The following is a 19,599-nucleotide window of genomic DNA, read 5'->3' on the forward strand; positions in this document are numbered from 1 at the left end:
GGGGCGGGCGTTGGGGCGCCGCCGTCCGACCTTGCCCGTGTCCGCCGTGTCAGAGAATGGCGACCGGAGCCACCGGAGTGCCCGTCGCGCCGACGAACGGCTCGGGCATCGCCGACAGCAGGAACGTGTAGCGGCCCGCTTCTCCACAGGCTGTGGACAACTTTTCGAGATTCCAGTTCTGGCCCTGCAGCATCCCCATCTCCACGAGGTCGAGCGCGTGCACGGGCAGCCACAGATCCTCGATCTCGGGCGGAAAGATCTCGAAGGTCAGCGTGTCGTTCGCGACCGCCGCGACATCGCGTGCGTGGAACCACTCCGGCGTACGGATCGACAGCCCCGGCGACGGATAGCCGTACGCGTGCTTGTCGCCCGCGAGATACGCCTGGATCTGCCCCGTCCGTACGAGCACGATGTCGCCGGCCCGCACGCGTGTGCCCGCGAGTTCCTCGGCGGCCTCCAGGTCCTCCGGCGTGACGGCGTACGAGCCGTCCAGCCGGGCCGTGCCGTGTGCGCGGGCCACGTCCAGCAGGACGCCGCGCGAGACGATGTGCCGCGCCTTGTCGATGCCGCTGAACCGGGCGCCGCCGTGTGCGGTGACGGTGTCGGCGGGGCGGCCGTTGTAGAGCACGCCCGAGTGCGAGACATGGGTGAGCGCGTCCCAGTGGGTGGCCGCCTGCAGGCCCATCGTCACGGCGTCGTCGCTGCACGCGACCGTGCCCGGGCCGAAGATCTCCTGGTTGATCTGCACCATCGTGTGCAGGGGGTTGACCCGGCCCGGTATCAGGCCCGTCTGCACGCCGTCCTCCTTCAGCGGCAGGGAGAGCGGGACGCGGCGGCCGGTCCTGACCTCCGTCGCGGCCTGGCGTACGACCTCGTCGGTGATCAGGTTGAGGGTGCCGATCTCGTCGTCGGCGCCCCAACGGCCCCAGTTGTTCACGCGCTTGGCGATGTCGTGAAACGCCGGATGCATCGCGGGCAGTGGCATCGGTGCTCCCCCGGGGCTTGTCTACGGGTGTCTGACGGGTCATAAAATCTAACGGTCCGTCAGAAACCGCGGGAAGGGGCCGGGCATGGGGAACTTCTTGGCAGGCAAGGTGGTCGCCGTGACGGGGGCCGGGCGCGGGATCGGGCGGGCGGTGGCGCTCTGCGCGGCGGCCGAGGGGGCGTCCGTCGTCGTCAACGACTACGGGGTGTCGGTGGACGGTGGGTCGCCGACGAGCGAGGTCGCCTCGGGCGTGGTCAAGGAGATCGAGGCGGCCGGCGGGGAGGCCGTCGCGGTCGCCGACGACGTGTCGACCATGGCGGGTGGGCAGCGGGTCGTCGACGTGGCCCTGTCGTCGTACGGGCGGCTGGACGGCGTCGTGTGTGTCGCCGGGATCCTGCGCGAGCGGATGCTGTTCAACATGACCGAGGAGGAGTGGGATCCGGTGGTCGCCACTCACCTCAAGGGCACGTTCACCGTGTTCCGTGCGGCCTCCGCCGTCATGCGGAAGCAGCGGTCCGGGACCCTGATCGGGTTCACCAGCGGGAACCATCAAGGGTCCGTCTCGCAGGCCAACTACAGCGCCGCGAAGGGCGGGATCATCTCGCTGGTCCGGAGTGCGGCGCTGGGTTTGGACAAGTACGGGGTGACCGCGAACGCGGTGGCGCCGGTGGCTCGTACGCGGATGTCCGCCGGTGTGCCCATGGAGCTGGCGGAGATCGGGGAGCCGGAGGATGTGGCCGCGCTCGTCGTGTATCTCCTGTCGGAGCGGGCTCGCGAGGTCACCGGGCAGGTGTACACGATCGCCGGGCCGAAGATCGCGGTGTGGGCTCAGCCGCGGGAGCTGCGCGCGGCGTATGCGGAGGGTTCCTGGACGCCGGAGCGGATCGCGGAGTTCTTGCCCGGTTCGGTGGGGGTGGATCCGATGCCGATGCTGTCGCGGGTGGCGGGGATGGAAAGGGCGGCGCGGGAAGGGGAGCGGCCGAACGCCTAGTGGGGTGGGTGGAGCTGTGGTTGGGCGGCTGCGGGTTCGTTGCGGCTGGTCGCGCAGTTCCCCGCGCCCCTAGGTGACTCCAGTCAGCGGCGTTCAGAGGAGAGGTCCATGGACTTCGGGTTCACTGACGAGGACGACTTGTTTCGTGCGGAGGCTCGGGCTTGGCTCACTGAACATGCCTGCGGTGGGCTCGATCGTCGGTCCTGGGAGCGGGCCCTCGGGAAAGCCGGGTGGATCGGGCTGGGATGGCCCGAGGGCGGGTACGGCAATCGGACCGCCACGCTCACCCAACAGGTCGCCTGGGCCGAGGAGTACGCGCGGTCCTGCGCGCCGCCGCGCTCCGGGCACATCGGGGAGAACCTGCTGGCGCCCACGCTGCTCGCGCATGGCTCGCCCGAGCAGAAGGCCCGCTTCCTCTCCCCGATCGCCGCTGGCGACGAACTGTGGTGTCAGGGGTACAGCGAACCCGGGGCGGGGTCCGATCTCGCGGGGATCCGTACGAAGGCCGAGCGCGCCGGGGACGGTACGTATCGCGTCACCGGGCAGAAGATCTGGACGTCCCTGGCGCGGGAAGCCGACTGGTGCTTCGTGCTGGCCCGCACCGACTCCGGGTCCAGCCGTCATCACGGCCTGTCCTTCCTGCTCGTTCCCATGGATCAGCCGGGGCGGATCGAGGTCCGGCCCATTCGGCAGATGACCGGCACCAGTGAGTTCAACGAGGTGTTCTTCGACGGTGCGCACGCGCGCGTGGAGCATGTCGTCGGAGGTGAGGGGGCGGGGTGGCGGGTCGCGATGAGTCTGCTCGGGTTCGAGCGGGGGGTGTCCACACTCGCCCAGCAGGTCGGGTTCGCCGCCGAGTTGGGGCGGGTGGTGCGGGCGGCCGTCGACAGCGGGGCGGTCGGTGATCCCGTCGTACGGGATCGGCTGGTCCGGCAGTGGGCCGAGCTGCGGGTGATGCGGTGGAACGCCCTGCGGACGCTGGGGGGTTCGGGAGATGCCGGCGCCTCCAGTGTCGCCAAGCTGCTGTGGGGCGGGTGGCATCAGCGGCTCGGGGAGCTGGCCATGCAGGTGCGGGGGGCGGCGGCGGGGGTCGGGCCCGCCGACTGGTCGGTCGCGGAGCCGTACGAACTCGACGCGTTTCAGCATCTGTTCCTGTTCTCCCGGGCCGACACGATCTACGGCGGCTCGGACCAGGTTCAGCGCACGATCATCGCCGAGCGGGTGCTCGGGCTGCCGAAGGAACCCAAGGGGGTTGAGTGATGCGCGGCGTGGTGTTCGACGGAAAGCGGGTCGAGGTCGTCGACGACCTGGAGGTGCGGGGGCCGGGGCCGGGAGAGGTGCTGGTCGCCATTGCGGCGGCGGGGCTGTGCCACAGCGATCTGTCCGTGGTGGACGGGACGATTCCCTTTCCGGTGCCCGTGGTGCTGGGGCATGAGGGGGCGGGGGTCGTCGAGGCCGTCGGGGAGGGCGTTTCGCATGTCTCGGCCGGGGACCATGTGTCCCTGTCCACACTGGCCAACTGCGGTACCTGCGCGGACTGTGACCGGGGGCGGCCGACCATGTGCCGCAAGGCGATCGGTCGGCCGGGTCAGCCGTTCGCGCGGGGTGGGCGGCCGGTCTTCCAGTTCGCGTCCAACTCCGCCTTCGCCGAGCGGACCGTGGTGAAGGCCGTGCAGGTGGTGCGTATCCCGAAGGACATCCCGCTGCCCTCCGCCGCGCTCATCGGCTGCGGGGTGCTGACCGGGGTCGGATCCGTGCTCAACCGGGCGAAGGTGGATCGCGGGGACAGCGTCGTCGTGATCGGCACCGGGGGCATCGGGCTCAACGTCCTCCAGGGGGCGCGGATCGCGGGGGCGCTGCGGATCGTCGCCGTCGACGCCAACCCCGCCAAGGAGGCGGTGGCACGGCAGTTCGGGGCGACCGACTTCCTGACCTCCACGGAGGGGGTGCGGGAGCTGCTGCCGACGGGGGCGGACCATGTCTTCGAGTGCGTCGGGCGGGTGGAGCTCGTCCGGCAGGCCGTCGATCTGCTGGACCGGCACGGTCAGGCCGTACTGCTCGGGATGCCGGCGGCCGGTGCCGAGGCGTCCTTCGTCGTGGCGTCCATGTTCCTGGACAAGTCGATCCTGGGGTGCCGGTACGGGTCGTCCAGGCCCCAGCGGGACATCGCGCTGTACGCCGAGCTGTATCGGGAAGGGCGGCTGCTGCTGGACGAGTTGGTGACGCAGACGTATCCGGTCGAGGAGTTCGAGCGGGCGGTGGCGGACGCGGAGGCGGGGAAGGTGGCGAGGGGGGTGCTGACCTTCTGAACGTGGGGCTCTGTGCCCTTGGTCACGGCGAGCGGGGCAGGTCTTCCTCCGGGTACGGGTAGGTGTCGTACTCGGCGTAGTGGATGACTGCCTCGCATGCCTCTCGAGGGGAGGGAACGGCTCCGTCACGGTGCGCGCTCCAGGTCTCCAGGACGTCGCGGATCAGGACGGTTTCCAGGAGGTAGGTGCGGCCCTCCGCGTCCGGTCGGCTCGAACCGTCCCGGTTGGGTACGGCCATCGCGTCGCTCCGCGCTGTCCAGGGCTCGGCGGCGAAGACGGTCAGGCCGTCATCGGTCTCGGCCAGCTGGTTGATCAGTTCCTCGAGTGTCACGGGTGCTCCCACTGGGTTCGTCTGCTGACGCAGAGTCCCATGTGCCGTGAGGGCCGGGCGCATTGCCCGGCGCTGTGGACATGCCAGGGGTTTTCCACAGGTGCCGGAAAACTCCTGGGGTGCTGTCGGTGCCGGGTCGTAGCGTCGACTCATGACCTACCGAGACGTCGCCACCAAACAGGCCCTCATCTGGGCCTGCACTGCCGTCGCCGCCCGTATGCCGGTTGCCATGGCCCCGTTGGCGCTGGTCTTCCTGGTGCGCGAGCGGCCCGGTGGCTACACGCTGGGGGCGGCGCTCGCGGCGGCGTATGTGATCGGCGAGATCGTGGGGGCGCCGGTGCTCGGGATGCGGATGGACCCGGCTCGGGGCCGTCGGCATCTGGTGCTCGGACTCGCGGGCGGGGCGGCCGGGTTCGCGGGGCTCGGGGTGCTGGCCGGGTCGCATCCCGTGGTGCTCGGGGTGTTCGCGTTCCTGGCCGGGGCGGCTCCGGCCGCGGCCGCCGGAGGGCAGCGGGCGCTGCTGACCTCGCTGATCCCGGAGCGGTCCGTGGCACAGGCGCTGTCCGCCGAGTCGATGCTGATGTCCGGGGTGTGGGCCGTCTCCCCGGTCGCGGTCGCGGGGCTCGCCCTCGGGGTCGCGCCGCGTCTCCCGCTGCTGCTCGGGGCCGCGTCGATGGCGCTGTCGATCGTGGGGCACCGGTGGCTGCCGGCCGGTTGGGACACGGGCGAGCGGGGCGGGGAGCCGGGCCGGATCAGAGTCCTGCTGCGCGCCTGGCCGGTGTATGTCACGGGCGCGGCGAGTCTCACGCTGCTCGGTCTGGCGGAACTGACGTTGCCCGCCTTGTTGGAACAGCGCGGCATCGGGGTCGGCTGGTCCGGGCCGATGCTTGCGGGGCTGGCGGTCGGCGCGGGGCTCGGGGCGTTCGTGTACGGGCTGCGGTCGTGGCCGGGGCGGCTCCGGGGGCGCAGTGCGGCGCTGATGTGCGGGATGTCGGTCTTCGTGAGCCTGGCCGCGCTGATACCGGGGGCGGCCGGGATCGCGGTCGCCCTCGTCCTGGCGGGCACGCTCCAGTCGGGTGCGCTGATCACCCGCAACCTGTCCCTGCGGGAGGCGGTGCCGCCGGGCGCGCTGGCCGCGGGGTACTCCGTGATGTACGCGGCCGCGGGCGCGGGGTACGCGGCGACCGGGTCCCTCGCCGGTGGGCTGCTCCAGGTGGTGACACCGTCCACGGCCATCCTGGCGGGCGTGGCGCTGACGTTGCTGCTGACGGCGCTCGGGTGGTGGGGAGAGGTACGGCGGGAGGGGGCCGCCGCCGACCTGTCCGTCGACGCCGTCCGCGATGGCTCAGGCCCCGCCGCGGACCTACCCGTTGATCCCGCTCCCCGTGCGGAAGGTGCGCCGATAGCTGGTGGGGGTGACGCCGAGCGCCGTCTGTAGGTGCTGGCGCATCGACTGGGCCGTGCCGAAGCCGGCGTCGCGGGCGATCTGGTCGACGGAGAGGTCGGTGGACTCCAGCAGGTGCCGGGCGTGCTCCACCCGCTGCTGGGTGAGCCACTGTCCGGGGCTGATGCCGACCTCTTCGCGGAAGCGGCGCGTGAAGGTCCGTACGGACATCGACTCCTGTTCGGCCATGTCCCGCAGCTGGATCGGCTCGTGGAGGCGGCCCAGCGCCCAGGCGCGGGCGGTGGTCGTGGTGGCCAGCTGGGGCTCCGGTACGGGGCGCCGGATGTACTGGGCCTGGCCGCCCTCGCGGTGCGGCGGTACGACCGTGCGCCGGGCCACCGCGTTGGCGACGGCGCTGCCGTGGTCGCGGCGGAGCATGTGCAGGCACAGGTCGATGCCGGCGGCGACGCCCGCGGAGGTGAGGACGTCGCCGTCGTCGACGTACAGGACGTTCGGGTCGACCTTGATCCGCGGGAAGAGCCGTTGGAGGCGCTCGGCGTCGGCCCAGTGCGTGGTGGCGGGGCGGCCGTCGAGGTAGCCCGCGGCGGCGAGGACGTAGACGCCGGTGCAGATGGAGGCGAGCCGGGTGCCGGGCCGGATGTGCGCGAGGGCGGCGGCCAGCTCGGGGGTGAGGACACCGTCCTCGTAGACCGGGCCGAACTCGTAGGACGCCGGGACGATCACGGTGTCGGCGGTGGCCAGGGTCTCCGGGCCGTTGGCGACCATGACGTCGAAGTCGGAGTCCGTGCGGACCGGTCCCGGCGGCCGGATCGAGCAGGTGACGACCTCGTACAGAGGCCGCCGCAGGGGGTCCTTGGGGCGGTCGAAGATGCGGTGCGGGATGCCCAGCTCGAAGGGGAGCAGGCCGTCCATGGCGAGGACGGCGACGCGGTGCGGGCGGATCGGTTCCTCGGACGCGGCCATGGCCCGATCCTAACGAATGCTGTCCCTCGGGCCAGTGGATCCGCGGGCGGCCAGGCCGGAAGCTCTATGTCGTGACCCAGACAACCGAAGCCGTTGAGGCGCCCCGCACGGGAAAGAAGCGCACCCCCATCCACCGCGCCTGGTTCGTCGCCGCCGTCACGTTCGTGACGATCATCGGCGCGGCCGCCTTCCGCTCGCTGCCCGGACTGCTCATCGACCCCTTGCACGAGGACTTCGGCTGGTCACGCGGCACGATCGGCGCGGCCGTCTCGATCAACCTCGCGTTGTACGGGCTCACCGCCCCCTTCGCGGCCGCGCTGATGGACCGCTACGGCATCCGCCGGGTCGTCGCCGTGGCGCTGACCGTGATCGCGGCCGGCTCGGGGCTGACGGTGTGGATGACGGCGGCCTGGCAGCTGCTGCTGTGCTGGGGCCTGCTGGTCGGTCTGGGCTCCGGCTCGATGGCGCTGGCGTTCGCGGCGACGGTCACCAACCGCTGGTTCACCGAGCGGCGCGGCCTGGTCACCGGCATCCTGACCGCCGCCTCCGCCTCCGGCCAGCTGATCTTCCTGCCCGTGCTGTCCTGGATGGTCGAGAAGCACGACTGGCGCCCGGCGGCCGTCACCGTGGCCCTGGCCGCCCTCGCGGTCGTCCCCTTCGTCTGGCTGCTGCTGCGCGACCACCCGGCCGACGTGGGTCTGAAGCCGTACGGCGCGAAGGAGTTCGTGCCCAAGCCGGAGCCCGTGCCCGGCGCCGCCCGCCGCGCGGTCACCGTGCTCTTCAAGGCCGCCCGCACCGGCCCGTTCTGGCTGCTCGCCGGCACCTTCGCGATCTGCGGCGCCTCCACCAACGGCCTGATCCAGACCCACTTCGTGCCCGCCGCCCACGACCACGGCATGCCCATCACGGCGGCGGCCTCGCTGCTCGCGGTCATCGGGGTGTTCGACGTGGTCGGCACCATCGCCTCGGGCTGGTTCACCGACCGCTTCGACGTCCGCCGGCTGCTCGCGGTGTACTACGCCCTGCGCGGCATCTCGCTGCTGTTCCTCCCCATGCTGCTCGGGCCGAGCGTCCACCCGCCGATGCTCTTCTTCATCGTCTTCTACGGCCTCGACTGGGTCGCCACCGTCCCGCCCACCGTCGCCCTGTGCCGCGAGCACTACGGCGACGACAGCGCGATCGTCTTCGGCTGGGTCCTCGCCTCGCACCAGGTCGGGGCGGCGCTCGTGGCCTTCGTCGGGGGTGTGGTGCGGGACGTCTTCGGTGAGTACGACATGATCTGGTACGCGTCCGGGGCGCTGTGCGCGGCGGCGGCCCTGATGGCGCTGGTGATCCGGCGGAGGCCGACCGCGCCGGTCCCGGCCGTGGCCTAGGGCCTGTCCGGCGGGTCAGGTCCTAGACGAACCGCCCCTTGTGGAACAGCAGGGGTGCCCGGTCCTCGTCGCCCGTCCCCAGCGCGTCCACCCGCCCCACCACGATGAGGTGGTCGCCGCCCGTGTGCACCGCGTGGATCGTGCAGTCGATCCACGCGAGCGTGTCCGCCAGGCGCGGTGAGCCGGACGCCGGCGCCGCGTCGAAGGCGACGTCCGCGAACTTGTCCGCACCGCTCACCGCGAACCCACGGCACAACTCGCCCTGGTGGGCCGCGAGGACGTTGACGCAGAAGACCCCGGCGCGGGCGATGCGGGGCCAGGTCGTCGACGTACGGCCGACCATGAAGGCGACGAGGGGCGGGTCGAGGGACAGGGCGGCGAAGGACTGGCAGGCGAAGCCGGCCGGGCCGTTCTCGCCCTCGGCGGCGGGTGAGGTGACGACGGCCACGCCGGACGCGAAGCTCCCGAGCACCCGCCGGAACTCGGTCGGTCCGACCGGCGCACGCTCGCCCTCGCGGACACAGCGCAGCTCGGGCCGCGGCAACGCCTCCACGGGCGCCGCGCCGGCCGACCGGAGATAGCGGACGGCGGCCTCGGCCATACCTGCTTGTCCCATCACACCTCCCATTGAAGCTGACGGTGCGTCAGATAGGAAGGGGTGCGCGAAGGCGGGGAAGGCCACTGCGTACGCTGCGCGCATGGGGTGGGGAGACATACGGCGGGAGCTCGGGCGGGCCCGGCGGGCCGGGGACCCGGTCGCGGTCAATGCGGCCGCGGCGGTGGGGGCGGCACAGCTGCCGGCGGCCCTTCTGATCGGGTACGTCGGCGTCACGACGGGCGACGACTACGGCGGATCGGGCTCCGCGTTCGGGCTGGTCTGCCTGTTCCTCCTCGCACCGCTGTGGATGCCGTTCCTGGGGCTGCTGCACGCGTGCGCGCAGACCCTGCCCGCCGCCGTGCTCGCCCGGTACACCGTCCGCCGCGTCCGCGGACCCGAGTGGGTGTGGCATCTGGCGTGGGCGGCGCTGCTCGGGGTGGTCTGGGCAGGCGTTGTCGCCGTGCCGGGCGGCCTGCCGTTCGCCGCCACGGCCGCCGTCCTCGCGGCTCTCGGGATCCTCCCGGTGCTCGGTGTGGCGTACTTCAGGCGCAGCGACCGGTCCCGCGAGCGGGCATGGGGGTGTGCGGGGACCTGGATCCTGTCGGCGGGCGTTTCCTTCGTGCTGTTCATGGTCGTCTTCGGAGGCGCCGTACTGGCCACCGAGACCGGGATCGTCAAGGAGTACGAGCCCCCGGAGCTGTCCGCCGGGCAGCTCGCCGGCGTATGGCGTGGCGAGGACGGATCGGTCCTGCGGCTGCACCCCGGCGGCCGGGCCGAACTCACCGCGCTGCCCACCGTGTCGGAGAACGACGACTGGTTCGCCGACCCGCCCTACACCGTGTGCGCGGGCACCGGCGCCTGGGAACTCGTGCGGGGGGACAAGGACGCGGACCGTGACGGCGTCGGACTGCGCATCGACGGTGGATGCGGGACGCCGACGCTCTGGACGATCGGCGGCACCGGGCGCGAGCCCGAACTGTTCGTCCTGTTCGGCGACCCGGACGCGGGGGCCCTGCGGATCCTCACGCGGGACTGAGTCACCGGCCCCGGAACTCCGCGCTCCGCCGCTCCACGAAGCTAGCCACCCCCTCCTGGGCGTCCTCGGTCGTCATGTTGATCTCCTGTGCGGCCGCCTCCGCGGCGAACGCGGTGGCGCGGTCGCTGTCGAGGGAGGCGTTGACGAGCTGCTTGGTGAGGACCAGGGCGCGGGTCGGCCCGGCGGCGAGTCGGGCCGCCCATTCGCGGGCCGTCTTGTCCAGCTCCCCGTCCGGCACGGCCCGGTTGACCAGGCCGAGGCGTTCGGCGTCGGCGGCGCTCAGCGCGTCGCCGAAGAACATCAGCTCCTTGGCGCGCTGCGGGCCGATCAGCCGGGTCAGCAGATACGCCCCGCCTCCGTCCGGTACGAGTCCCCGGCGCACGAACACCTCGATGAACCGGGCCGATTCGGCCGCGAGGACGAGGTCGCAGGCGAACGCGAGGTGCGCGCCGATACCCGCCGCCGTCCCGTTCACCGCGGCGATCACGGGCTTCTCGCAGTCGAGGACGGCCGCGATCAGCCGCTGGGCGCCGAGCCGGATCGTGCGGGCGACGTCACCGGCGACACGGTCGCCACCCGCGGGCGCCCCTCGCAGATCCGCGCCCGCACAGAACCCCCGCCCCGTGCCGGTCAGCACCACGGCCCGCACCTCCGGGTCGCCGGAGGCGTCGCCGAGCAACCGGATGACGTGGTCCCGCTGTTCGGGGGTGAGGGCGTTGAGGGCCTCGGGCCGGTCCAGTGTGATGTGCGAGACGTGGTCACGCGTCTCCTGCCGCACCCCTGCCGGCGGCATCAGCGGCACACCGCCAGCGCGTCGAGCGCCACGGCACCCTGCCCACGGGGCAGCACCATCAGCGGGTTGATGTCCAGTTCGGCCAGCTCGTCCCCGAGTTCCAGTGCCATGCGCTGCACCCGCAGGATGACCTCGACGAGCGCGTCGAGGTCCGCCGGGGGGCGCCCCCGGACCCCGTCCAGCAGGGCCCGCCCGCGCAGCTCACCGCACATGTCCTGTGCCTGTTCCTCCCCGAAGGGCGGTACGCGCACGGCGGTGTCGCGCAGGACCTCGACCAGCACCCCGCCGAGCCCGACCGTGACGGTCGGTCCGAAGAGGTCGTCGTGGGTGACGCCGACGACCATCTCGACACCCCGCTCGACCATCTGGCAGACCAGGACGCCGTCCAGGGAGACGCCCTCGTAGCGGGCGATGTCGGTCAACTCCCGGTAGGCGTCCCGGACCTGGCTGGCGGACGTGAGCTCGATCTTCACCAGGCCGAGCTCGGTCTTGTGGGCGATCTGCGCGCCGGACGCCTTCATCACCACCGGGTAGCCCACCTGGCCCGCCGCCCGTACGGCCGCCGCCGCGCTGGTCACCAACTGCTCGCGCGGTACGCGGATGCCGTACGCCCGCAGCAGTTGCTTCGCCGCGTGCTCGCTCAGCTGCTGACCTGGGCGCATCAGCGCCTGTGCCTTGCGGAAGGACGGGGACGTGGTGCGCGGGGCCTCGTCGAGGGGGGAGCGGTAGGCGGCGACGAAGCGGTGGTGGTCGAGGTAGGCGCGGACCGCGGTGATGCAGTTCCCGACCGTGCGGAAGGTGGCCACCCGGGAGGAGCCGAGGAGGACCTCGCGGTAGGCCGGCTCGGTGCCGACCGGCGAGCCCCACACCACGCAGACCAGCTTGTCCGTCCGCTCGGCCGCGTCCACCAGGTCCTGGACGAGCTTGTCGCTCAGGGGCGGGAAGGGGCCGGTGACCGGGCAGATCAGCACCCCGACCGCCGGGTCGTCGAGGATCGCGTCGATGATCTTCCGGCCGCGCCAGTCGCCGACGGGATGGCCGCCGTTGTCCACGGGGTTGGCCACGTTCAGGTACTCGGGTATCCACTGGTGCAGCTCGGTCTGCTTGGTGTCCGAGAGCGTGGGCAGCTTCAGCCCCGCCTCCGTCGCCAGGTCGGCGAAGTGCGCGCCCGTGCCGCCCGAGATCGAGTAGACGACGACCCCCTCGGCGTGCGGCGGGCGGGCGCGGGCCAACAGGGCGGCGGTGTCCTGCAGTTCGTCGAGACCGTCGACCCGGATCACCCCGTACTGCCGCATCGCCGCGTCCACCACCGCGTCCGCGCCGGTCAGCTTGCCGGTGTGGGAGGCGGCCGTGCGGGCGCCGGTCTCGGTGCGGCCCACCTTGACCGCGACCACCGGCACCTTGCGGCGGGCGGCCCGGTCGGCGGCGAGCAGGAAGGAGCGGCCGTCCTTCAGCCCCTCGACGTAGCAGGCGATCGCGCCCACCTCGGGCCGCTCGGCGAAGTAGGAGAGGAAGTCGGCGGTCTCCAGGTCGGCCTCGTTGCCGGTCGGCGCCCAGTGGGAGAGGCGGATGCCGAGTTCCTGGAGGGCGAAGACGGGGCGGCCCTGGTGTCCGGACTGGGTGATGAGGGCGATCGCCGGTCCGTCGAGGTCGTCGCGGAACCGCTCGAAGGCGTTGAGGTTGGTGTTGGGCCCGAGCAGCCGTATCCCCGACCGTCGCACGGCCGCGGAGAGCCGGGTCTGGGCGGCGGCGCCCTCCTCGCCGGTCTCCGCGAACCCGGAGGCGAAGACGACCGCGAACTTCACCTTGGCCTCGGCCAGTTCCTCGACCACGGGAAGGGGGTCGGCGACCAGCAGCACGGCGAGATCGACCTGCTCGGGCAGGTCGGCGACGGAAGGGGAGCAGGGGATGCCGAAGACGGACGGGCGAGTGGGATGCACCGGGTGCAGCCGGGCTCCGACCCGCTCGGACCAGGCCACCAACTGCCGGGTGACACCGGTGTTCGGGCGCCCCTCGGCGTCGGAGGCGCCGATCACGGCGACCGACTCCGGCCGGAAGAACCGGTCCAGATCGGGGACGTCGCAGTACAGCGGCCGACCGCTGACGTCGAGGTCGTCGACGTCGGCCGGCCTGCCGTGGACGGCGGGCCCGGGTTGCTCGCCGCAAGCGATGACCCGGGCCCGGCGGGAGTCGGTGGTGAGGGTGCCGTGGGTTGATCCAAGCATCGGTCCGCCCGCTCCTGTGTGACAGCGATTAACTGACGCAGTGTCAGATTAAAGGAACTGACGCTGTGTCAGGAATGGCTGTGCACACAAAGTTGGGCAGAGCGCGCCGACGGCATCGCTCACAGCACCGCCAGCACCTCCTTCGCCACCCGCTCGCCCGACCGCACCGCGCCGTCCATGAACCCCATCCAGTGGATGGAGGTCTCCGTGCCGGCCCAGTGGATGCCGCCGACGGGAGTGCGCAGGGAGGGGCCGTACTGGGTCAGGACGCCCGGGGCGGCGATGGAGACGGGGCCGCCGCGGGTGTAGGTCTCGTTGTTCCAGCGTTGCAGGACGAAGGAGGTGGGGGAGGCCGCTTTCGCGCCGAAGTAGGTCGTGTAGTCCTTCAGGACGGCCGCCTTGACCTCCGCCTCGCTCGCCGCGTCGTACTTGCGGGCCTCGTCGGCCTCGATGAAGCCCATCAGGGCGCCGTAGGAGGCGTCGGGCGGGGAGTTGTCGAAGGTGGAGCTGATCACCCCGGTGTCGCTGACGACCTGGCCGTTGAGGCCGTCGGCACGCCAGAAGGGGGTGTCGTAGATCGCGATGGCCTTGCCGACCGAGGCCATCGGCAGCCGCTGGGTGAGCTGGTCGCGGGAGGCCGGGAGCAGCGGGTCGTAGGTGATGCGGGCGGCGATCGGCGGGGGCACGGCGACGACGACCTTCTTGGCGGTGACGGTGGTGCCGTCGGCCGTCACGACGTACTTGCCGCCGGACTTGGCGATGGTGCGCACCGGGGCGTTCAGCACCACCCGGTCGCCGAGGGTGGCGGCGAGCTTGATCGGCACCAGCTGGGAGCCGCCGACGAAGCGCAGCTCCTGGGCGCCGTTCGCGGTCTCGGTGAGGCGTTCCAGGGTGCCGACGTTGGTCTCGTTGCCGGCGGCGGCGATGTAGAAGAGCACGAACAGGAAGGAGAGTTCGCGGGGTTCGGCCGAGAAGATCGAGGTGCAGGCCACGTCGAAGAGGAACTTGGCCGACGGGATGACGGCGTTGGCGCGCAGCCAGGTCTCGAAGGTCTGGCGGTCCCACTCGTCGGCCTTGGCGGCGGTCCAGGGCGCGTCGACCGGTATCTGCTTGGCCAGGTCGTCCAGGGTGGCCTGCACGATCGCGGCGTTGGCGAGGCCGGCCGCGTCGATGGGCGGGACCGAGCCGAGGAGACCGTCGGTGGCGTACGCGGTCTTCTTGCCGTCCTTGTAGAGGAGGTTCTTGCCGGTGTTGTAGGTGGCGAAGGTTCCCACGCCGAGGGAGTCCGCGAGGGCCTTGATGCGGTCCTGGGTGGGGCCGATGAACTCGCCGCCGCCCTCGGTGACCCCGCCGTTCGCGAGCGAGAGGTTCACGACCCGGCCGCCGACGCGGTCGCGGGCCTCCAGGACGATCACGGACTTGCCGGCCGCCACCAGGTCGCGGGCCGCGGTGAGGCCGGCGAGCCCGGCGCCTATGACGACCACGTCGGCCTCACGGGTGGCCGCGGCGGCGGGCGAGGCCGTGGCGCCGGCGAGGGCGGCGGCACCGGCTGTGGCGGCGGCACCGCCCAGCAGGGTGCGGCGGGAGAGCCGGGAGGCCTGGGGGAGTTGGGAGATCTGGGAGAGCTGTCTTTCGCGTGCCACGTGCATCCTCCGTCAGGTGCGAGAGGTTGGAGTGGAGCCAGAACATGAACAGTGCTCACATTCTGGCCCCATGCGGTGGCGCCGTACAGCTCTCTCGTCACTTCTGACCCAGGAGTAACGAAAGGAGTACGTCAGCGAGTTGAGGGTTCCTGCGTCAGACGGGAAGTCCGGAGACCTGCCGGGCACCGTCCTTGGCGATCGCCTTCGCGATCTTCACCGCGTCGATCGACAGTTCCCGGAAGGTGCCGCTGATGGGAGTGACGTAGCCGCTGAAGAAGAGACCCGGTGCGTCCTTCGGGCTACGGGCGCCGTTGACCACCGGCAACCCCCGCGGGTCGAGGACGTCGAGGTGGCCGACGAGGTCCTCCAGGGAACGGGCGTATCCGGTGGCCGCGATCACGGTGTCCGGGGTGATGCGGGTGCCGTCGGCGAGGAGCACCTCGTCCTTCTCGAAGCCGCCGACGGCGGCCACGACCTCGACCTTGCCCGTGCGCACGGCGTCGATGAGGCCGACGTCCTGGACGGGGATGGCGCCCTCGCGGACCCGGGTGTAGAGGCCGGTGTCGGGGCGGGGCAGGCCGTGCTCGGACAGGTCGGGCACGCTGAGCTTCGCCATGGGCCGGGCGAGCCGGTCGACGAGCCCGACCGGCAGCCGTCGTACGAGCACCCCCGTGTACTGGGCGGCCCAGCCCGCCGTCGAGCGGCGGACGATGTGCGGGGCGGTGCGCACGGACAGCCGGACGCGCTCGGCCCCGCCCTCCACCAGGTCCACGGCGATCTCGGCACCGGTGTTGCCGACACCGACGACCAGGACGTCCCGGCCCGCGTAGGGCGTGGGGTTGCGGTAGTCGGCGGCGTGCACGACCTCGCCGGGGTAGGTGGTGAGGCCCGGCCAGTCCGGCACCAGCGGCGTGTGGTTGTAGCCGGTCGCCACGACCACCGCGGCGCCGGTCAGCTCGCGGCCGCCGGTGGCGTGCAGGAGCCAGCCGGTGCCGTCGGGGGAGCGTTCGACGCGGGAGACCTCCACGCCGGTGACGATCTCCAGCTCATGGTGCTCGGCGTACTTCTCCAGATAGCGGACGACGTCGTCGCGTGACACCCAGCGCCCGAACCGGCGCGGCATCGCGAGCCCCGGGAGCGCCGAGAGGCGGCGGGTGGTGTGCAGGTGGAGCCGGTCGTAGTGGCGCCGCCAGGACGCCCCGACGCGGTCGGACTTCTCCAGCACCACGGCACGTATGCCCTGGGCCCGCAGCGCGTGGGCGACGGCGAGCCCGCCCGGACCGCCGCCGATGACGTACACGGGGCGGGCGGTGGAGGGCGCGGAGGGCGCTGCGGAGTCGGCCATGTGCGCGAGCGTAATCAGGGTTCCCGTTGATGGGTCTCGGTCAAGACCGGAATTGGTTTCGGATTGATCACGCCTGTAGGAGGAGTGGGTGGGGCTCGTGGCGTACGTCACCCGGTTGTGCTGGAGGAGTGCGGGAAAGCCGCGGCGCCGAGCCCGCATACGCGAGGGCTCGGCGCCGTGGTGGGCGGTGGCCGGGAACTTATGACGGGAAACCGGCACCGCGTCCTTGGGGGCCCGTACGGCCGGGGGCTACCGCTTCTTGTGGCCCGTCACCTTGGCGATCCACGTGATGAAGTCGCCCGGGTCGGTGTTCGCGCCGTGGCCCTGGTCCCAGTAGTAGAGGTGGTTGACGTCGTCCCCGAGGCCGTTCGCGGCGGCGGCGATGTTGGCGGCGACGACGTGCGAGGTGTCGGTGTCATTGGTGCCGAGGCGGATCCACCAGTGCTTCGAGCGGCCCGGGTTCCTCCGCTCCAGGTGGTACATCGGGTTCATCTGGTTCAGCTTCTCGGGGATGTCGCTCGCGACCCGCTTGCTGCTGAGGCCCGTGGAGTCGTTCTTGGCGCCGTACGCCGTGAAGTGGCGGCTCTCCGTGGTGCCCGCGCCGAACTCGTTGTTCTCGCCGGCCGACAGGTCGAAGGCGTCGAAGGCCGGGACGGTCTTCTTGCGGGCGCCGACGTGGGTGAGGAAGTCGGCCCAGGAGAAGGTCGCCTTGCCGCCGGACCAGGTGATGAAGGTGTTCTTGGCCAGGTACGTCTCACGGTCGGAGGCCGAGAGGGCGGCGAGGTAGGTCGTCGCGGACGGCTCCATGTACTGCTTGAGCAGGTACTCGTCGTAGTTCCGGGCGGTCAGCGTGCCGAAGCGGCCCAGGCCCTTGAGCTTCAGGGACGCCTGGTACTCGGCGAACTGCGCCTGGAGCTCCTTGGAGACCGTCTGGTCGACCTGCTTGCCGGTGCTGAGCTCGTTGGTGCCCCAGTTCCACTCGTAGGCGCCGTCGGCGTGCTCGAGGTCGGTGATCGGGCACCAGGCGCCGGTCGCGAAGATCGCGTCGGAGGTGTCGGCGGCGCCGAGCGCCTTGAGGTCCTTGTCGTAGAGCCTGCTGTCGCCGGAGGCGCCGAGCAGCGCGGAGACGGCACCGCCCGCGCTGGTGCCGGCGGAGACGATCCGGTCGACGTTGCCGGGGATGCGGCCCTTGTTGAAGCGGATGTACCGGACCGCCGCCTTGAGGTCGACGATCACGGTGGGGGCGGTGCCGTAGTACTCGCCGGAGGAGTTCTTGAGGGTACGGCCGCGGGCGCCGGGCTCGATGACGACGTAGCCGGCGGCGAGGGCGAGGAGCTGGTTGCTCGCGGTGGCACCGCCGGTGGCGTTGGTGTTCTCGTTCGCGTTGGGGGCGGTGCCGGTGGAGGCCGAGGCGCTGGGCGCACCGCTGGGTGCGCCGCCGCCGGTCATGCCGCCGCCGGTCATGCCCCCGGCCCCGACCCCGGTGGCGTCCGCCACGGAGGAGGGCATGTATCCGCCGACGGAGTTCGCGAACAGGATCGGCGCGTTCGAGGCGTCGACCGTCTTGCCGTCGATCTTGACGGGGACGCTGACGATCAGGCTCTGGTACTTCTCGTCCACCGGCTCGGCGACGTAGGTGATCGCCTTCCAGAAGTGGTAGGTCACCGAGTGCTCGGTGCCCTCCGTGTCGGTGACGGTCGTCGTCAGCTCCGTGTAGGCGTCCTTGTCGAAGACCAGGGTGTCCGAGGAGGACGAGCCGCTGCCGGTGTCCGACGCCTGCGCGTTCAGGGCGATGCCGCCGACGGCCGCGACACCGGCGGTCGCGCCGATGCCCAGTACGACGCTCCTGCGCTTGACTGCCCTGTGCTTCACGGTGGTGCCTCTCGCTCGCACGATCCCGAGATCGCTGTGAATTCTGCTTGCGTCTGCGAACGTAGGTGAGTGCCGACAAGATTGCCAACAATCTCGTCGTATTCATTGTGGACGCACAGCCTCGAGGGCGCCGCACAGGTTTCTCCCATGCGGAACACACGGTCTTCCCTGCGAGGCTTTATCTGACGTACCGTCAGATCCATGGACTCCATCTGGCTCACCGGCGCGCAATGGCTGGCCCTGCTGCGGATCGGGCTCGGGCTGTGGTGGCTGGAGAGCTGGCGGCACAAGGACAAGAAGGGCTGGTTCGAGCGGGGGACCGGCATCGCGTGGGCCGCGGACGTCGCCGCCAAGCACCGCTGGAACGCGGTCCGTTCGGGCTTCGAGGTGGTGGTCGCGCCACGGCCGCGGACGATGGCGTACGTCGTCGTGTACGCGGAGTTGGCGGTGGGGCTGGGGCTGGTGGCCGGCCTGCTGACACCGGTGGCTCTGGTGGGCGGGCTGCTGCTCAACCTCCTCTACTTCACGCTGATGATCCATGACTGGGCCGAGCAGGGGCAGAACGCCATGATGGGGCTGATATCGGTGGTCGCGCTGTTCGGGATGTCCTGGCAGAGCTGGTCGCTGGACGCGGCGCTGGGGCTTTTCTGAGGGAGGGGGCTCCTGATGGACGCGCGCTTCGATGTGCCGGAGGCCGACGCATTCACACGCACGTACTGGGACGCGGCCGAAGCGGGGCGGCTGCTCGTACGCCGCTGCGGGGCCTGCGGACGTACCCACCACTACCCCCGCGAGTTCTGCCCGCACTGCTGGAGCGAGGACGTGACATGGGAGCCGGCGAGCGGCCGGGCCGAGCTCTACACCTGGTCCGTCGTCCACCGCAACGACCTGCCGCCCTTCGGGGAGCGCACGCCCTATGTCGCCGCGGTCGTCCAACTCGCCGAAGGGCCACGGATGATGACGGAGCTGGTGGACGTCCCGCCGGAGACGCTGCGGGCCGGCATGGCGCTGGAGGTCGATTTCCGGCAGGGAATCCCGGTGTTCCGGCCGAGACGATGAGATGTTCCGGCGGAGAGGGGTGATCGGCGGCCCTCCTTCCGTATTCAATGGCCCGATGGCCCATACACGTGAACGGTCCCCGAGCCACCCCGCTCCCGAACTGCTCGGCCACGGGCTGCGCCTGCGCCACTGGGACGCGGACTCCGACGCCGATGCCGAGACCTGGCTGCGCGGCCGCTCCGACCCCGAGTTCCGGCGCTGGAACACCCCCCTGAAGGCGATCGCCGACCTCGACGACGCCCGCGCCTCGCTCCGCGCGGGCGCGGAGGCCGCGGCGGACGGTGTCAGCGTCGCCTTCCGTGTCACGGACGCGGTCAGCGATACGACGCTGGGGCACGTCGGCGTCCACGAGATCGACCACGTCGTACGCGTCGCCCGCATCGGCTACTGGGTCCTCCCCGAGGCCCGCGGCCACCGCGTCGCCGCCCGCGCCCTCAACCTCGTCGCCCGCTGGACCTTCAGCGACCTCCGCCTCCACCGCCTCGAACTCGGCCACGCCCTCGGCCACGACGCGTCCTGCCGGATAGCGGAGCGCTGCGGATTCCCCTACGAGGGGACGCTCCGGGGCGCGATGTTCGAGGCGGGGCGGCAGGACACCTTCCGGGATGTGCATCTGCATGCCCGGTTGGCCACGGATCCGGAGGTGGCGGGTCAGTGAGGGGGAGAGGCAT

Annotated in this window: 18 protein-coding genes; 9 read left to right on the forward strand and 9 right to left on the reverse strand. The window is 71.6% G+C overall.

Features of this window, described 5'->3' with window-relative positions; all coding sequences use genetic code 11:
* Positions 1–49: 49 nt before the first annotated feature.
* A complete protein-coding gene (locus ACWD3I_RS04340; protein ID WP_365394241.1) occupies positions 50–985 on the reverse strand; it encodes a cyclase family protein in 936 nt (311 codons plus the stop codon).
* Between the two features lie 85 nt (positions 986–1,070).
* Here ACWD3I_RS04340 and ACWD3I_RS04345 point away from each other — a divergent pair, with 85 nt between their 5' ends.
* From ACWD3I_RS04345 to ACWD3I_RS04355, 3 genes are all read left to right on the forward strand, one after another.
* Entirely contained in the window at positions 1,071–1,976 is a 906-nt protein-coding gene (locus ACWD3I_RS04345; RefSeq protein WP_365394240.1) for an SDR family oxidoreductase, read from the forward strand.
* Positions 1,977–2,084: 108 nt separating this feature from the next.
* Complete coding sequence (locus ACWD3I_RS04350) at positions 2,085–3,236, forward strand: acyl-CoA dehydrogenase family protein (RefSeq protein ID WP_365394239.1); 1,152 nt, start codon at positions 2,085–2,087, stop codon at positions 3,234–3,236.
* A complete protein-coding gene (locus tag ACWD3I_RS04355) occupies positions 3,236–4,285 on the forward strand; it encodes a Zn-dependent alcohol dehydrogenase (protein WP_365394238.1) in 1,050 nt (349 codons plus the stop codon). The genes ACWD3I_RS04350 and ACWD3I_RS04355 overlap by 1 nt, the downstream gene beginning before the upstream one ends.
* Before the next feature lie 22 nt (positions 4,286–4,307).
* On the opposite strand, the gene ACWD3I_RS04360 is transcribed toward ACWD3I_RS04355, so the two are convergent.
* Complete coding sequence (locus ACWD3I_RS04360; protein ID WP_365394237.1) at positions 4,308–4,616, reverse strand: hypothetical protein; 309 nt, start codon at positions 4,614–4,616, stop codon at positions 4,308–4,310.
* A gap of 151 nt (positions 4,617–4,767) precedes the next feature.
* Between ACWD3I_RS04360 and ACWD3I_RS04365 the strand changes: the two genes are divergently transcribed.
* A complete protein-coding gene (locus ACWD3I_RS04365; RefSeq protein WP_365394236.1) occupies positions 4,768–6,054 on the forward strand; it encodes an MFS transporter in 1,287 nt (428 codons plus the stop codon).
* Here ACWD3I_RS04365 and ACWD3I_RS04370 read toward each other — a convergent pair.
* Complete coding sequence (locus ACWD3I_RS04370; protein ID WP_365394235.1) at positions 5,980–6,984, reverse strand: GlxA family transcriptional regulator; 1,005 nt, start codon at positions 6,982–6,984, stop codon at positions 5,980–5,982. The two genes, ACWD3I_RS04365 and ACWD3I_RS04370, sit on opposite strands and share 75 nt — an antisense overlap.
* Before the next feature lie 71 nt (positions 6,985–7,055).
* On the opposite strand from ACWD3I_RS04370, the gene ACWD3I_RS04375 reads away from it, so the two are divergent.
* Positions 7,056–8,357 carry an MFS transporter gene (locus tag ACWD3I_RS04375; RefSeq protein WP_365394234.1) on the forward strand — a complete coding sequence of 434 codons (1,302 nt, stop codon included), beginning with the start codon at positions 7,056–7,058 and terminating at the stop codon, positions 8,355–8,357.
* 22 nt (positions 8,358–8,379) lie between these two features.
* Here the strand turns inward: ACWD3I_RS04375 and ACWD3I_RS04380 are convergent, their stop codons facing one another.
* Positions 8,380–8,973: a flavin reductase family protein gene (locus ACWD3I_RS04380; protein ID WP_365394233.1), complete on the reverse strand. Its 594-nt coding sequence runs from the start codon at positions 8,971–8,973 to the stop codon at positions 8,380–8,382.
* Positions 8,974–9,055: 82 nt separating this feature from the next.
* Here ACWD3I_RS04380 and ACWD3I_RS04385 point away from each other — a divergent pair, with 82 nt between their 5' ends.
* Entirely contained in the window at positions 9,056–9,991 is a 936-nt protein-coding gene (locus tag ACWD3I_RS04385) for a hypothetical protein (protein WP_365394232.1), read from the forward strand.
* Position 9,992: 1 nt separating this feature from the next.
* Here the strand turns inward: ACWD3I_RS04385 and ACWD3I_RS04390 are convergent, their stop codons facing one another.
* From ACWD3I_RS04390 to ACWD3I_RS04410, 5 genes are all read right to left on the reverse strand, one after another.
* The gene (locus ACWD3I_RS04390) at positions 9,993–10,784 is read right to left on the reverse strand and encodes an enoyl-CoA hydratase/isomerase family protein (RefSeq protein ID WP_365394231.1); all 792 of its coding nucleotides are present in this window, start codon (positions 10,782–10,784) and stop codon (positions 9,993–9,995) included.
* Positions 10,784–13,009, reverse strand: a complete 2,226-nt coding sequence (locus ACWD3I_RS04395; RefSeq protein WP_365394230.1) for an acetate--CoA ligase family protein — start codon at positions 13,007–13,009, stop codon at positions 10,784–10,786. The genes ACWD3I_RS04390 and ACWD3I_RS04395 overlap by 1 nt, the downstream gene beginning before the upstream one ends.
* Before the next feature lie 119 nt (positions 13,010–13,128).
* The gene (locus tag ACWD3I_RS04400; RefSeq protein WP_451084030.1) at positions 13,129–14,652 is read right to left on the reverse strand and encodes a flavin monoamine oxidase family protein; all 1,524 of its coding nucleotides are present in this window, start codon (positions 14,650–14,652) and stop codon (positions 13,129–13,131) included.
* A 154-nt stretch (positions 14,653–14,806) separates the two neighbouring features.
* Entirely contained in the window at positions 14,807–15,997 is a 1,191-nt protein-coding gene (locus ACWD3I_RS04405) for a flavin-containing monooxygenase (protein WP_365394228.1), read from the reverse strand.
* A 249-nt stretch (positions 15,998–16,246) separates the two neighbouring features.
* Positions 16,247–17,869, reverse strand: a complete 1,623-nt coding sequence (locus ACWD3I_RS04410; protein WP_365394227.1) for a subtype B tannase — start codon at positions 17,867–17,869, stop codon at positions 16,247–16,249.
* A gap of 201 nt (positions 17,870–18,070) precedes the next feature.
* Between ACWD3I_RS04410 and ACWD3I_RS04415 the strand changes: the two genes are divergently transcribed.
* The 3 genes from ACWD3I_RS04415 to ACWD3I_RS04425 are packed head-to-tail and all read left to right on the forward strand — an operon-like array spanning position 18,071 to position 19,586.
* On the forward strand, positions 18,071–18,520 hold the full coding sequence (locus tag ACWD3I_RS04415; RefSeq protein ID WP_365394226.1) for a DoxX family protein: 450 nt from the start codon (positions 18,071–18,073) through the stop codon (positions 18,518–18,520).
* Between the two features lie 15 nt (positions 18,521–18,535).
* Positions 18,536–18,928 carry a Zn-ribbon domain-containing OB-fold protein gene (locus tag ACWD3I_RS04420; RefSeq protein WP_365394225.1) on the forward strand — a complete coding sequence of 131 codons (393 nt, stop codon included), beginning with the start codon at positions 18,536–18,538 and terminating at the stop codon, positions 18,926–18,928.
* A 55-nt stretch (positions 18,929–18,983) separates the two neighbouring features.
* Positions 18,984–19,586, forward strand: a complete 603-nt coding sequence (locus ACWD3I_RS04425; protein ID WP_365394224.1) for a GNAT family N-acetyltransferase — start codon at positions 18,984–18,986, stop codon at positions 19,584–19,586.
* Positions 19,587–19,599 lie beyond the last annotated feature (13 nt).

Source organism: Streptomyces sp. NPDC002817 (assembly GCF_053592055.1).

Bases quoted from the DNA above. Each gene is read 5' to 3' on its own strand.
- ACWD3I_RS04340 (WP_365394241.1), bottom strand. From the start codon at position 985: ATGCCACTGCCCGCGATGCATCCGGCGTTTCACGACATCGCCAAGCGC.
- ACWD3I_RS04345 (WP_365394240.1), top strand. From the start codon at position 1,071: ATGGGGAACTTCTTGGCAGGCAAGGTGGTCGCCGTGACGGGGGCCGGG.
- ACWD3I_RS04350 (WP_365394239.1), top strand. From the start codon at position 2,085: ATGGACTTCGGGTTCACTGACGAGGACGACTTGTTTCGTGCGGAGGCT.
- ACWD3I_RS04355 (WP_365394238.1), top strand. From the start codon at position 3,236: ATGCGCGGCGTGGTGTTCGACGGAAAGCGGGTCGAGGTCGTCGACGAC.
- ACWD3I_RS04365 (WP_365394236.1), top strand. From the start codon at position 4,768: ATGACCTACCGAGACGTCGCCACCAAACAGGCCCTCATCTGGGCCTGC.
- ACWD3I_RS04370 (WP_365394235.1), bottom strand. From the start codon at position 6,984: ATGGCCGCGTCCGAGGAACCGATCCGCCCGCACCGCGTCGCCGTCCTC.
- ACWD3I_RS04380 (WP_365394233.1), bottom strand. From the start codon at position 8,973: ATGGGACAAGCAGGTATGGCCGAGGCCGCCGTCCGCTATCTCCGGTCG.
- ACWD3I_RS04385 (WP_365394232.1), top strand. From the start codon at position 9,056: ATGGGGTGGGGAGACATACGGCGGGAGCTCGGGCGGGCCCGGCGGGCC.
- ACWD3I_RS04390 (WP_365394231.1), bottom strand. From the start codon at position 10,784: ATGCCGCCGGCAGGGGTGCGGCAGGAGACGCGTGACCACGTCTCGCAC.
- ACWD3I_RS04395 (WP_365394230.1), bottom strand. From the start codon at position 13,009: ATGCTTGGATCAACCCACGGCACCCTCACCACCGACTCCCGCCGGGCC.
- ACWD3I_RS04405 (WP_365394228.1), bottom strand. From the start codon at position 15,997: ATGGCCGACTCCGCAGCGCCCTCCGCGCCCTCCACCGCCCGCCCCGTG.
- ACWD3I_RS04415 (WP_365394226.1), top strand. From the start codon at position 18,071: ATGGACTCCATCTGGCTCACCGGCGCGCAATGGCTGGCCCTGCTGCGG.
- ACWD3I_RS04420 (WP_365394225.1), top strand. From the start codon at position 18,536: ATGGACGCGCGCTTCGATGTGCCGGAGGCCGACGCATTCACACGCACG.
- ACWD3I_RS04425 (WP_365394224.1), top strand. From the start codon at position 18,984: ATGGCCCATACACGTGAACGGTCCCCGAGCCACCCCGCTCCCGAACTG.